The 13,332-nt window shown below is 62.8% G+C and carries 13 protein-coding genes; 3 read left to right on the top strand and 10 right to left on the bottom strand.

Annotated elements, in window-relative coordinates:
• Nucleotides 1-45: 45 nt before the first annotated feature.
• Nucleotides 46-1,215 carry a mandelate racemase/muconate lactonizing enzyme family protein gene (locus IE091_RS03055; RefSeq protein WP_039183523.1) on the top strand — a complete coding sequence of 390 codons (1,170 nt, stop codon included), beginning with the start codon at nt 46-48 and terminating at the stop codon, nt 1,213-1,215.
• Here the strand turns inward: IE091_RS03055 and smc are convergent.
• From smc to ccmA, 10 genes are read right to left on the bottom strand one after another with little or no spacing between them, the layout of a single operon-like run.
• On the bottom strand, nt 1,212-4,709 hold the full coding sequence (gene smc / locus IE091_RS03050) for a chromosome segregation protein SMC (RefSeq protein ID WP_189462793.1): 3,498 nt from the start codon (nt 4,707-4,709) through the stop codon (nt 1,212-1,214). The genes IE091_RS03055 and smc overlap by 4 nt on opposite strands.
• A 33-nt stretch (nt 4,710-4,742) precedes the next feature.
• Nucleotides 4,743-5,990 carry a c-type cytochrome biogenesis protein CcmI gene (ccmI, locus tag IE091_RS03045; RefSeq protein WP_189462791.1) on the bottom strand — a complete coding sequence of 416 codons (1,248 nt, stop codon included), beginning with the start codon at nt 5,988-5,990 and terminating at the stop codon, nt 4,743-4,745.
• On the bottom strand, nt 5,987-6,457 hold the full coding sequence (locus tag IE091_RS03040) for a cytochrome c-type biogenesis protein (protein ID WP_081137339.1): 471 nt from the start codon (nt 6,455-6,457) through the stop codon (nt 5,987-5,989). Before IE091_RS03040 ends, ccmI begins: the two co-directional genes overlap by 4 nt.
• The gene (locus tag IE091_RS03035) at nt 6,448-6,975 is read right to left on the bottom strand and encodes a DsbE family thiol:disulfide interchange protein (RefSeq protein ID WP_189462789.1); all 528 of its coding nucleotides are present in this window, start codon (nt 6,973-6,975) and stop codon (nt 6,448-6,450) included. Before IE091_RS03035 ends, IE091_RS03040 begins: the two co-directional genes overlap by 10 nt.
• The gene (locus tag IE091_RS03030; protein WP_189462787.1) at nt 6,972-8,978 is read right to left on the bottom strand and encodes a heme lyase CcmF/NrfE family subunit; all 2,007 of its coding nucleotides are present in this window, start codon (nt 8,976-8,978) and stop codon (nt 6,972-6,974) included. The genes IE091_RS03035 and IE091_RS03030 overlap by 4 nt, the downstream gene beginning before the upstream one ends.
• A gap of 58 nt (nt 8,979-9,036) precedes the next feature.
• Nucleotides 9,037-9,546, bottom strand: a complete 510-nt coding sequence (ccmE, locus tag IE091_RS03025) for a cytochrome c maturation protein CcmE (RefSeq protein WP_039180034.1) — start codon at nt 9,544-9,546, stop codon at nt 9,037-9,039.
• Nucleotides 9,536-9,790, bottom strand: a complete 255-nt coding sequence (gene ccmD / locus IE091_RS03020; protein ID WP_189462785.1) for a heme exporter protein CcmD — start codon at nt 9,788-9,790, stop codon at nt 9,536-9,538. Before ccmD ends, ccmE begins: the two co-directional genes overlap by 11 nt.
• Nucleotides 9,787-10,530: a heme ABC transporter permease gene (locus IE091_RS03015; protein ID WP_189462782.1), complete on the bottom strand. Its 744-nt coding sequence runs from the start codon at nt 10,528-10,530 to the stop codon at nt 9,787-9,789. Before IE091_RS03015 ends, ccmD begins: the two co-directional genes overlap by 4 nt.
• Nucleotides 10,531-10,544: 14 nt before the next feature.
• Nucleotides 10,545-11,261 (bottom strand): heme exporter protein CcmB, encoded by a 717-nt coding sequence (ccmB, locus tag IE091_RS03010; RefSeq protein WP_189462842.1) that lies wholly within the window; start codon nt 11,259-11,261, stop codon nt 10,545-10,547.
• Between the two features lie 46 nt (nt 11,262-11,307).
• Entirely contained in the window at nt 11,308-11,928 is a 621-nt protein-coding gene (gene ccmA / locus IE091_RS03005) for a cytochrome c biogenesis heme-transporting ATPase CcmA (RefSeq protein WP_189462781.1), read from the bottom strand.
• Nucleotides 11,929-12,188: 260 nt separating this feature from the next.
• Between ccmA and IE091_RS03000 the strand changes: the two genes are divergently transcribed.
• On the top strand, nt 12,189-12,608 hold the full coding sequence (locus IE091_RS03000) for a S24 family peptidase (protein ID WP_229800704.1): 420 nt from the start codon (nt 12,189-12,191) through the stop codon (nt 12,606-12,608).
• Between the two features lie 29 nt (nt 12,609-12,637).
• A complete protein-coding gene (locus IE091_RS02995) occupies nt 12,638-13,255 on the top strand; it encodes an IMPACT family protein (RefSeq protein ID WP_144982184.1) in 618 nt (205 codons plus the stop codon).
• Nucleotides 13,256-13,332: the final 77 nt, after the last annotated feature.

Here is a 13,332-nt window from a genome sequence, read left to right as displayed (position 1 = left end):
CTGTCACCCCCTATGGTGATGCGACCACTGTTTGAGGAGCCTGCCATGCGTATTCTGGAAATTCGTGAGAAAACCGTCTCTATCGCCTCCCCCATCGCCAATGCGTACATCGACTTTTCCAAGATGACCTGTTCGGTGGTGGCAGTCGTCACCGACGTCATCCGTGACGGTAAGCCTGTGATTGGCTACGGATTCAACTCCAACGGACGCTATGGCCAGGGTGCTCTGATGCGCGACCGTTTCCTGGATCGCATCAAGGAGGCCGACCCGAACAGCCTGATCGACCATGCGAACGACAACCTGGACCCGTTCGCGATCTGGAAAACCTTGATGACCAACGAGAAGCCAGGCGGCCACGGCGAGCGTTCCGTGGCGGTAGGCACGATCGACATGGCCATCTGGGATGCCGTCGCGAAAATCGAGGGCAAGCCGCTGTATCGCCTGCTGGCCGACCGGTATCGCGGCGGGCAGGCCGACGACAAGGTGTGGGTCTATGCGGCAGGAGGCTATTACTACCCCGGCAAAGACCATTCCAAGCTGCAAGACGAGATGCGTAGCTACCTGGACCGCGGTTACGAGGTAGTGAAGATGAAAATTGGCGCGGCCTCTCTGGATGAAGACCTGCGCCGTATCGAGGCCGTGCTGGAGGTGGTGGGCGATGGCAGCCGCTTGGCGGTCGATGCCAACGGGCGGTTCGACCAGCCAACGGCCATTGCCTACGCCGAGGCAATGAAGCCTTACCGCCTGTTCTGGTACGAAGAGGCCGGAGACCCGCTGGATTACGCGCTGCAGGCGGAACTGGCCAACCATTACAGCCTGCCCATGGCCACCGGCGAAAACCTGTTCTCCCATCAGGATGCGCGCAACCTGCTCCGTCATGGCGGCATGCGCCCAGACCGAGATTTCGTGCAGTTCGACTGCGCGCTTTCTTATGGCCTGGTGGAGTACATGCGCACGCTGCAAGTCATGGATGAGCTTGGCTGGTCCTCACGCCGCGTGGTGCCTCACGGTGGCCACCAAATGTCGCTGAATATCGCGGCGGGGCTGCACCTGGGAGGCAACGAGTCCTACCCGGATGTTTTCCAGCCCTTCGGTGGCTTTGCCGACGGCATTCGCGTCGAGAATGGCTACGTGGGGTTACCGGACATTCCCGGCGTGGGCTTCGAAGCGAAATCGGCGCTGTACGCGGTGATGCGGGAGCTGGGCGAAGGCTAATCCACCAGCGCGGCGGCTTCGTCGATGCCCACCGACACCAGCCGCGAGACGCCGGGCTCCTGCATGGTCACCCCCATCAGGCGCTCGGCGGCTTCCATGGCAATCTTGTTGTGGGTGATGTAGATGAACTGGACGTTCTCCGACATCTCCTTGACCAGCTTGGCATAGCGCCCCACGTTGGCATCGTCCAGCGGCGCGTCTACCTCGTCGAGCATACAGAACGGCGCGGGGTTGAGCTGGAAGATGGCAAACACCAGCGACAGCGCCGTGAGCGCTTTTTCGCCACCGGACAGCAGGTGAATGGTGCTGTTCTTCTTGCCCGGTGGGCGTGCCATGATCGCCACACCGGTTTCCAGCAGGTCGTCTCCTGTCAGGGTCAGCCAGGCAGCCCCGCCACCGAACACTCGGGGGAACAGGGTTTGCAGCCCGGTATTGACCTGTTCGAAGGTTTCCTTGAAGCGCACCCGGGTTTCCTGGTCGATGCGCTTGATGGCGCGCTCCAGAGTCTCCAGCGCTTCGCTGAGCTCTGCATGCTGGGCTTCCAGGTAGTTGCGCCGCTCCGCCTGCTGGTCATACTCTTCGATGGCCGCCAGGTTGATGGCGCCCAGGCGACGAATCTTCTCGGAGGTATTCTCCAGCCGCTCCTGCCAGGTGGGTTCGCTGGCGTCCTGGGGCAGCGTCTCGGCCAGTTCATCGGCATTGTGCCCCAGTTCCGCCAGCTGCTCGTCCTGGGTGGCCGCCTTGAGCGCCAGCGCTTGCACATCCATGCGCCGCTGCTGTAGCTGTTCGCGGCTCTGCTCCAGATTGCGCTCGTGCTGTTGGCGAGCCAGCTCGTCATTGCGCAGCTGCTCGGCCAGGGCCTGGGCCTGCTGGCGCGTCTCGTTCAGGCGGCGCTCCTGCTGCTCGCGCTGATGCAGCAGCTCTTCCAGCTCTTCGCTGGCGAGTTCATCCGGCTCTACCAGCATTTCCCGCGACTCTTCCAGCTCGGCAATGCGCAGGGTCAGCCGCGCCTCGCTATCGCTGGAGCGGGCCTGCTGGGCTTGAAGGCTGTCACGCTCGGCCTTCAACCTTTCCCGCTCTAGCGCCAGCGCCTGTTGCCGTGCCTTGAGCGGGGCGTGCTGCTGATTGAGCCGCTCGCGCTGCTCACGCTGTTGATGGCGCTGCTCGGCGCTGGTTTCTCGGGCTTCGGAGGCGGCTTCCAGCTGCTCCATGGCGGTATGCCAGCGGGCGCGCTGCTCTTCCAAAGTAAGCGTTAACTCCGCCTCATCCTCTTGCAGCTGGGCCAGCTCATCGTCCAGCTCGGCGGCACGGCCTTGCAGATGCTCCAGCCGCTGGGCCAGGCGCTGCTCCTGGATGGCCAGCTGTTGGCGGGCGCTGGCGTGATCACGCTCCTGCTCGGCCTGCTGCTCACGCTGCTCCTCCAGCGCGTCCAGCGCCTCGCTGGCCGTGTCGCACTGCGCATCGAGCAGCGCCAGCGCCTCTTCGGCCTGGGCGCGCTGCTCGGCAAGCTCGGTGAAGCGGCGGCGGGTCACCAGCAGGGCATCCACGCCTTCGCCGTTGGCCTGCTGATGCAGCCACCCCCGCCCACGCCAGACACCATCGCGGCTGACCACGCTTTCACCCTTGGCCAGGCTGGGCAGCAGCGCCTCAATGTCATCCGCGCTGTCGACGAAGTGAATGCTCGCCAACCACTCGCTCAAGGCCCCCGCCCCGGTGACCAGTGCGTGCAGCCGCTGGCCCGTATTGGGCAGCCCGGCGGGCAGCGCCTGGTCGATCAGGCACCAGTCGGTGGCCAGTGCTTCGGGTAGCGCCTGCAGCTGTTGGGTGGCCACCAGCCGCGCGTTGAGCCAGGGGGCCAACAGCCAGGAAATCACTCGTTCCCAGCCCGCCGACACGTCGATGGCCTCGCCCAGCCGCGGCGCCTCGGCCAAGCCATGTGCTGCCAGCGCCTCGCTGGATTGAGGGTCGTGGTCCGCCAGAGCGGCATCGATCAATGCTTGCAGCGATGCCAGCTCGCCCTGCTGCTGGCTGAGCGCCTGACGCTGCTGGTCTCGCGCTTCCTGGGCTTGCTGATAAGCCGCCTTGGCATCGCTGAAGCGCTGCTGCCACTGCTCGCGCTGGCTCTGGAACGTGGCGGCGCGCTGGTCGGCCTCGGCCAAGCGAGCGTGATGCTCGGCGTGCTCCTGGCGCAAGGCGGCCATGTCGGCCAGCTCGCCGCGCTGTTGGCGGCGGCGCTGGCCTTGGGCCTGGAGGCGGGCAATTCGCTGCTCCAGATCACGCAGCTGATCCTGGCGGCGGTCGGCATCGCGGCTGGCTTCGCGCCAGCGATTCTCGGCATCGCTCCACTGCTGCTCGGCGGCCTCCAGCGCTGGCGTTGCGTCGGCCAGGGTCTGTTCGAGCATTTCGAGCTGCTCTTCCAGCGCTTCGTGCTCGGGCAGCAGCTCCTCAAAGCGCTCGTCGATCACCGCGAGCCGCTCTTGGTCGCCCTCGCTGACCTGGCGCTGCTCGTCGAGATCCCGTCGGGCGGTGGCAATGTCGTTAGCCAGCTGCGCTTCGCGGCTGCGGCGGTGGGCTTGGTCCTGCTCTAAGCGGGCAATGCGCGTGGTGGTTTCATAAAACTGCTGCTGGTGGCGGTCCAGCACGTCGGCCAGCTCGTCGTGCTGTTCGCGGGCTTGCTCCAGGCGGGTTTCGCACTGACGCACGCCAAACACGTCTTTCTCGACGGCAATTTCCAGCTCGCGGACACGGCTCTCTTGGTGAGACTGTTCGGCCCGCAGGGTGCGGCCGCGCAGCAGCGCCAACTCGCCTTTTAAGCGGTACTCTTGCTGTTTGAGCTCCTGGTAGCGTTTGGCAGCTTCGGCCTGGCGTTTGAGGCGCTCCAGCTGCTTGTCCAGCTCGTCGCGGATGTCGTCCAGGCGCTCCAGGTTCTCCTGGGTGCGGCGCATGCGGTTTTCGGTTTCCCGGCGGCGCTCCTTGTACTTGGAGATACCGGCGGCCTCTTCGAGGGTGGCACGCAGGTCGTCGGGGCGCGCTTCGATGAGCCGCGAAATCATGCCCTGGCCGATGATGGCATACGAACGCGGGCCAAGGCCGGTACCCATGAACAGGTCGGCGATGTCCCGGCGGCGGCACTTCTGGCCGTTGAAGAAGTAGTTGGACTGCCCGTCTCGGGTGACCAGGCGCTTGACGGCAATTTCAGCGTACTGGGCATAGACACCGCCCATGCCACCGTCGCGGTTGTCGAACTTGAGTTCGATAGAGGCCTGCCCGACGGGCTTGCGCCCCGTCGAGCCGTTGAAGATCACGTCGGCCATGGATTCGCCGCGCAAGGTCTTGGCAGACGACTCGCCCATGACCCAGCGCACGGCGTCGATGATATTGGACTTGCCGCACCCGTTGGGCCCCACGATGGCGGTCATGTTGCCATCGAAGGGTACGGTGACCGGATCGACAAAGGACTTGAACCCGACAAGACGAATGGAGGTTAAGCGCATTGTGATCCTTTCCTGCAGCGAAAGTCGCGGAGGTTACTCAAAAACGCGGTTGATGACCACCTCGGCCGCTTCATCGTCCGTGATCGGGCCTACCGTGACACTCTCCAGGTCACCGAACAGGTCCCCGGGTTGCGGCGTGGCCTGACCCGAAGGCGACACACGCACCATCAGGCGCGCTTCACGCACCTGTGAGATCTGGGCATCCGCCGACATCGCCGCCGCATCGTCCAGCACTACCGTCATCGGCAGCTCTGAAACCTGGGCACGAATCACCGCCAGGGGCGGTAGCTCACCGTCCATGTCACGGGCGGTGATGAACACCGTGGCGTCGTCACTGACGCTGCCTTCCAGCTCGGCGTCCAGCGAAACATTCACCCGAATTCCCTGGCTTTGTGCGGCCGCAGCATCAGCATTTTCCGGTACGACACCCATCCGCTCCTGAGCCACACGGATACCGTCGCGCAGGGAGGCCGTCGTTTCCGGATTTTCGATGTTGGCCACGGCCCGGCGCCAGCGGTCGATGGCCGTTTCGTAATCGCCACTATCGAAGGCGTGAATGCCCAGCAGGCCGAGTACCGTGGGCTGGCGCGGGTCTAGCTCCAGCGTCTCGTCTACCAGCGCCTGTACTTCCGGCGTCAACTGACGCTCGGCCATGAAGAACTGCAGCTGTGCCATTTGCGCCAGCAGGGGCGGGATACGCCCTTCGATGGCCAGCAAACGCTCCAGCGCTTCCTCGGCCTTCTCGGGCTGGCCAGTGTCGCGATAAATGGGAAACAGCGCGCTCCACACGTTGGGGTTGTTGGGCTGGCGCTCGGCTTCGGCTTCCATCCGCTCGGTGAACATGCTCAGCGAGCCTTCAGGGTGCTGACGCACTTCCTGCTGGATGGCGTACAGCGTCAGGTCACCTTCGGCACCATACTGCTGGTACCAGAACGTGCTGGCACCGACCACGGCCACCATCACCAGCGGCACCATCAAGCGGCCAGCACTGGCTGATTTCAGCGGCCGACGGGTCTCGTCGACGGTGTCTTCCAGCAGGCTGCGCTCCAGTTCCAGGCGATCTTCCTGGTAGCGTGCGTCGTCGATGTCTCCCCGATCCCGGGCGGCCTCCAGCGAGGCCAGACGGCGCTGAAAAATCGCCACGTTCTGCTCGGCCGTGGTGTCGTTGGCCTCGAAGGTTTCCAACTGGTCACGCAGCGTGCGAGCGCCGCGCATGGGTGCCACCAGCAGCCACAGCGCAGGTATCAGCAGTAAAGCAATCGCAATCCAGACCGGTGTCATGACGACCTCTCGCGGTTAATCAGGGCATTCAGGCGGGCGCGTTCTTCTGCGCTCAGGGCCTTGGCAGAGGCGTTGCGGCGGGCACGCACCACCATGATGACGACCACCAGGCCAATCAACACCAGAACGATGGGCAACCCCCACAGCAGATAGGTGCGGTTCTCCAGACGCGGGTTGTAGAGAATGTAGTCACCGAAACGCTGCACCATGTGGTTGATGATTTCGATATCGGCGTAGCCTTCGTTCAGCAGCACGTAGACGCGCTCGCGCATGTCCGCCGAAATGGGCGCATCGGAGTCGTCGATGGCCTGGTTTTCACACAGCGGGCAGCGCATGGAGGCGGTCAGGTCGCGGTAGCGCTTCTCCAGTACCGGATCATCGAACTCGCGCACTTCGATTCCGCCTGCCATGACGCTACCGGCGGTGGCCAGCAGCATGGCCGTCACTATCCAACGAATTATCGCCATTTTTCTACCTCCGGCAGGATACGGTCACGGACATCTTCCGGGGAGACATAGCCCTTGTGGTGATAGCGAATCACGCCCTCGGCATCCACCAGAAAGGTTTCCGGCGCGCCGTACACGCCCAGGTCGAAACCGAGGCTGCCATCCGGGTCAAAGATGTTGATCTCGAAGGGGTCGCCGAATTCGGTCAAAAACTCCAGGCCTTTCTCGCGGGTATCCCGATAGTTGATGCCCACCATGCGGATACCCTGATCCGCCAGTGACAGCAGCTGCGGCATCTCCTGTTTGCAGGCCGGGCACCACTCGCCCCAGACGTTGACCAGCGTCACTTCGCCGGTGAGCAGCGACTGGTCTACCTGGCGTTCGGCGTCACGCAAGGTAGTGGCCTGAAACTCGGGAAACTCCCGCGCCATGAGGGCCGAATCCCGCTGGGAAGGGTCCTGCCCCAACCCTTGATAGAGAAACAGCGCGATGCCCACAAAACCGATGGGTAAAAGAAGCAGCAGCAGGCGGCGTGTCATACCGTGGCCTCCTGTGACGGAGATTGATCACTACGTGAGGATGCAGGTTGGCGCGCGGCTGCGCGGCGGTAGCGCTTATCCGCTACGGCCAAGATGCCGCCGAAGGCCATGAGCAGGCCACCCAACCATAGCCAACGCACGAAGGGCTTGTATTGCACGCGCATGGCGTAGCTGCCATCGCCCAGGTCTTCGCCCATGGCCACGTAGAGGTCACGGAAAAAACCGGGGCGCAGCGCTACCTGGGTCATGGGCATGCCGGTGGCCAGGTAGAGGCGTTTTTCCGGTCGCATGACGAAGCTGCGTCCTTCTTCACCGCGCTGAACCTGAATGATCGAGGTATCCGCCAGGAAGTTGGGGCCACGACGATTGGTCAGTTCGGTCATGGTGAACTGGTATCCGGCAACTTCCACCGTCGTACCCGGCGACATGCGCACGTTACGCTCGATGTTGTAGTTCGACACCACGGCCACGCCCACGATGGTGACCGCCACGCCCAGGTGGCCCAGCACCATGCCCCAATAGGAGAGCGACAGCTTGCGCAGGCCCGCCACGAACGAACTGGCGTGGCGTGTCTTGTCGAACAGGTCGCGCACCATGGGCAGCACGATCCACAGCGCCGAAATGATGCCCAGCGCTACCCACAGGTTCCATTCACGGCCATACACCAGCGGCATGGCGATGCCCAGCGCCAGCGAAGCAGCGCCCGCCAGCCACAGTTTGCGCCACAGTTCCTTGCCGCTCATGCTCTTCCAGCGGGCCAGCGGGCCAAGGCCCATGAAGATACACATCACCACGGTCAGCGGAACGAACAGGGCATTGAAGTAGGGAGGCCCGACGCTGATCTTGCCCAGCCCCAGCGAATCCAGAATCAGCGGATACACGGTGCCCAGCAGTACCGTCACGGTCATGATGACCAGCAGGACATTGTTGATCAGCAGCAAGGAGTCACGAGAGAGCCAGTTGAAGCCCACCTTGTGGCTGACCCGCGGAGCACGCAGGGCAAATACCAGCAGCGACAGGGTGACCGTGATGGCCAGCAGCATCAGGATGAAAAAGCCACGGGACGGGTCGTTGGCAAACGCGTGGACCGAGGTGAGCACGCCCGAACGTACCAGGAACGTACCCAGCAAGGAGAGCGAGAAAGTCGAGATGGCCAGCAGTACGGTCCAGCTCTTGAACGAGCCGCGCTTCTCGGTCACCGCCAGCGAGTGCACCAGCGCCGTGCCCGTCAGCCAAGGCAGCAGCGAAGCGTTCTCCACCGGGTCCCAGAACCACCAGCCGCCCCAGCCAAGCTCGTAGTAGGCCCACCAGCTACCCAGCGCGATACCCACGGTCAGAAACGCCCAGGCAATGTTGGTCCAGGGGCGCGCCCAGCGGGTCCAGGCAGCATCCAGGCGGCCACCCAGCAGCGCCGCAATGGCAAACGCAAACACCACCGAGAAGCCCACGTAGCCCATGTAGAGCATCGGCGGGTGGACGATCAGCCCGAAGTCCTGCAGCAGCGGATTCAGGTCAGCGCCGTCGGCGGGCATGTTGGGCAGCAGCCGCTCGAAAGGGTTGGAGGTCATCAGGATGAACAGCAGGAAGCCGACACACACCATGCCCATGACGCTCTGCACCCGGGCCACCATGTCTCGAGGCAACTCCTTGGAGAACACCGAGGCCGCATAGCCCCAGCCTGCCAGCATCAGGCTCCAGAGCAGGACCGAACCTTCATGGTTGCCCCAGACGGCGCTGAACTTGTAGTACCAGGGCAGCAGGGAGTTGGAGTTGTTGGCCACGTTGGCCACGCTGAAATCATCCAGCATGTAGCTGGTGGTCAAGCACAGGTAGGCAATGGCCACGAACAGGAACTGGCCGGTTGCCATGGGGTAGCCATAGGCCATCCAGAGGGGGCGGCGGGTGGCGGCTCCCAGCAGTGGCATCACGGCCTGCACGATCGCCATCAATAGCGCGATGACCAGCGCAAAGTGGCCAATTTCAGGAATCATTTTAATCAGCATGAGCGCTCCGCATTGGCATTAGGCATTAGGCATTACCGAATGGTGCAGGGGTAAGCCGTTAGTAATCGCTTGCTTGTGGAACGCCCTGCTGCTCCAGGCGCTTACCCACTTCGGCGGCCTTGGCCTGGAAATCAGCGGGCGAGTAGCCAGCCTCTTCCAGTGCCTGGGCGACTTCCGGCGGCATGTAGTTTTCGTCGTGACGCGCCAGCACTTTATCGGCGTAGAGTCGGCCATCGGCCTGCAGCTGGCCCACCACCACCACGCCCTGCCCTTCACGGAACAGGTCGGGCAGGATGCCGCTGTAGTAGACCTCGACGTCGTCCACGTAGTCGGTCACCGTGAACGCTACGTCGAGGCTGTCGGGGTCACGCAGTACCGAGCCTTCTCTGACCATGCCACCGGCACGAATCTGGCGATCCAGAGGAGCATCTCCCTGGGCGATCTGTACCGGGCTGAAGAACAGATTGATGTTGGCGCGCAGCGCATACAGCGTAAGCCCCACGGCGATGGCGGTCAGCGAGACCAGTCCCAGAAAGATAAACAGCTTTTGCTTGCGTTTAGGCGTCATTGCGAACATCCCCTTGAGCAGAGTTAACCGGGTTCTGCGCAGGCGTAGCGCTATAGGGGGAAGCCGTGCGCTGCGCCTTTTCACGACGCATGCGGCGTTTGACGACCTTGATCAACTGCCGCCGCTCCAGGCGAGCGTGCAGCAGGATCCCCAACATCAGAAGCGCAGTTACGCCCCAGGCAGCCCATACATAGAGACCGTGGCCGCCCATGGCAAAGAATTCGTTCAGCGAGGCAAAGGTCATTGGCCCACCTCCTCGGCGAGTTCACGCACCCAGCGCTTGTTGGCTTCCCTGCGCAGAATTTCACTGCGGGTACGCATCAAGGCAAGCGCAATAAAAAAGCTGTAGAAGCCCAGCACCATGATCAGCAGCGGCGCCCACATTTCCATCGGCATGGCCGCGCGCCCGGTGATGGTGAACGTGGCCGGCTGGTGCAGGGTGTACCACCAATCGACGGAGTACTTGATGATCGGGATATTGATGACGCCCACCATGGCCAGCACGGAAGCCGCCCGCGACCCGCTGTCACGACTGGTGAAGGCGCCACGCAGAGCGATGACCCCCAGATAGAGGAACAGCAGGATCAGCATCGAGGTGAGCCGAGCATCCCACATCCACCAGGTGCCCCAGGTGGGCACGCCCCAGACGGCGCCCGAAAACAGCGCGATGAAGGTCATGGCGGCGCCCAGCGGGGCAATCACGGTGGCCAGCATGTCGACGACCTTGATTTTCCAGACCATGAACACCAGCCCGGAAATGGCCATGGAGACAAAGATGGACTGGGCCAGAAACGCAGCAGGCACATGCACGTAGATGATGCGAAAACTGTTGCCCTGCTGGTAGTCGGCGGGTGCGAACACCAGCCCCCATACGGTGCCCACGGCCAGCAACAGCGCGGCTGACACCCAGAACCAGGGTTGCAGCTTGGCACTGATCGCATAAAACCACTTGGGAGATCGCAGTTTGTTTATAAAGCCCCACATGGTTTTCCCATCCTTTAACCGTTAATGCTGATGCGTAGCGACGCGGCAATCGCCCAGGGTGCCAGCATGAGCGACACCGCCAGCAGCGCTCCCAGTATGGCCAGGTGAGCGGCCATCCCATCGCCCAGAATGGCGGCCTGCACCGCGCCTGCCCCAAAAATCAGAACCGGGATATACAGCGGCAGTACCAGCAGGGAGAGCAGTACCCCGCCCTTGGCCAGCCCCACGGTCAGCGCTGCGCCAATGGCCCCTATCAGGCTCAGGCTCGCGGTGCCCAGCGCCAACGACAGCGCCAGCACCCCGTAGCTGCCTGCTGGCAGCGACAGCATGATGCCCAGCACCGGCGCCATCAGCGCCAGCGGCAGCCCGGTCAACAGCCAGTGCACGGCCACCTTGGCAAGCCCCAGCGCCGCCAGCGGCTGGGGGGCCAGCAGCAGCTGCTCCAGGCTGCCGTCTTCGTAATCGCTGCGAAACAGGCTATCCAGCGACAGCAGGGCCGCCAGCAGCGCCGCTACCCACAGCAGTCCTGGCGCGATGCTGGCCAGCAAGACAGGGTCAGGCGAAATGCCAATGGGAAACAGCGTGATGACCAGTGCAAAAAACACCAGCGGATTGAGCACCTCACCCTTGCGCCGCAGCATCAGCGTCAGGTCGCGCTTGAGCGTGGCATGAATGGCCACTCCAAGCCCCCCCTGCGGTGTATGCAGAACCACCTCAGGAGCACTCGACAGGGCATGTGAAGATAGGGCGTGTGAACGTTGCAACGCTGACTCCTTTTTACCCCAGCTGAATACGTCTCAGCACCGATGATTCGGTCAGTGCATGGTGGGTCGTCACCAGGACACAGCCGCCAGACTGGGCATGTGCGACCAGCTGCGCTTCCAACGCCATGACACCGTGGCGGTCAATCGCCGTGAAAGGCTCATCCAGGACCCATAGCGCGCGCGGCGTCAGCGTCAGCCTGGCCAGGGCAATACGGCGCTGCTGACCAGCGGAAAGCTGCCCTGCCGGGACATCTTCAAAGCCCGCAAGGCCAACCTCGGACAGCGCTTGTTCGCGCTGTTTATCGCTGCCTTTTTCGCCATTGAGCGCTTGATACCACGCCAGATTTTCCAACGGCGTGAGACCCGCTTTAACGCCGGGGGCATGCCCTAGATAGAGTAGGTTTGCGAGAAAATGTTCACGGGTCTGGTGCATGGGGGCACCGTTCCAGAATAGCTCGCCACGGTAGTCGGTCAGTTGGCCGGAGAGAATCTTCAACAACGTGGTTTTACCACTGCCGTTGGGGCCTTCGACGCGGACGATCTCGCCGCCCTTGATGTCGAGGTCAAGTCCTTCAAACAGCCAACGATCATCGCGTTCACAGGCCAGTTGTCGGGCTTGCAGGCACAGGCTCAAAAGACTCTCCAGACGCATTAATTTTGGGTCGAACTCTACACGGAAAGGCGCTTTCTCGCCAGTCACCCTCTGCGGCCAGGGGTCGCAGCATGACACAGCTCAAGCTCTCGCCATAAAAGCGACGCGTCAAACAGCACTAGCACTGTATGCAAAAACAGGCTTATACTGTAACCACTGTATGAATAGACACCCATCAAACCCCGTTTGTCCATTCACTCACTCGACCGCCTTGGCACAGGCGCTGCATGGGAGAACACACAATGACGATCTGCCTCGCCCCTCAGGTAACGTCTCACGTACCTTCTCAACCGCTGCCACCGTCCAACGTGCGCCAGCGCCTTGCCCCTCACCCCCGCGAGGCAAACCAGGACGGTCAAGTGACCCGGCACAACACTTATGCCCTGCGCATTCGCGGCGACCGCCTGCAGGCCAGCCAGCTCTTCGACGGTGATCTGGTCATTATCCACCGGCATCAGCACGACACCCAGCAGGAAACGGCGACCCTGACCATCAACGATCGCCAGCTTCCCTTGAGCCATTTATCGATTACCCGCCTGGGGGTGCACTTGCGCCCCGAAGATACAGCAGTGCCCGCGCTATTCCTGCATAATGGCGACATCCAGGTGCTGGGCATGGTCATGGGCGTGGCGCACCACACCCGGCAGACTCGGCACCACTGATTCGCGCTTATGTTGGCCAGGAGTCCTGCTTGCGTTACCACGTTCCCGACATTGCCCCCGAGGCGTGGCACTCCACCGAGACCGAGGTAGAGAAAAGCCAGTTTCTGACCTGGCTATGCCACGCCCCCAGCCCCAGCGCCTTCGACGCCTTGCTGCAGGCCGCCAGACTGGCCCACCCCAATGCCAGCCACCACTGCACCGCCTTTATCGCCGGCCCACCAGGGGAGCAGACCCGCATTGGCTTTTCGGATGACGGCGAACCGGGTGGCACGGCGGGACGGCCCATGTTCCAGGCGCTGCAAGGCAGCCAGTTAGGAGAAGTGGGCTGCGTGGTGATTCGCTACTTTGGCGGCACCAAGCTGGGCACCGGCGGCCTGGCCAGAGCCTATGCCCAGGCCGTCAATGCAGGGCTGGAAACCCTGCCCACTCGGGAAGTGATCGAACGCGACAGCTATCGGTTACGCGTAGGCTTCGCCCATGAAGCGCAGGCCCGAGCCTGGTGTGAAGAGCAGGCACTGCCTGTGGAACAGGCTGAATACGATGGGCATGGCGTGTGCCTGACCATCGGCTGGCCCAGCGATGTAGCGCTGGATATCGGCAGCCTGGAGAATCGACTGAAAACGACCGTGGCGTTCGAAGCGCTGTAAGTAAGTTCACGGCCTGCCGATGAAAGCTCGGCAAGCCGTGAAAGGGCTCAGGTTCAACTCGGCTCTATCCCAGTCAC

The organism is Vreelandella hamiltonii (genome assembly GCF_014651775.1).
GTDB classification, from domain to species: domain Bacteria; phylum Pseudomonadota; class Gammaproteobacteria; order Pseudomonadales; family Halomonadaceae; genus Vreelandella; species Vreelandella hamiltonii.
Note: the sequence above shows the minus strand (reverse complement) of the source record. Positions and strands in the feature narration are given on the sequence as shown.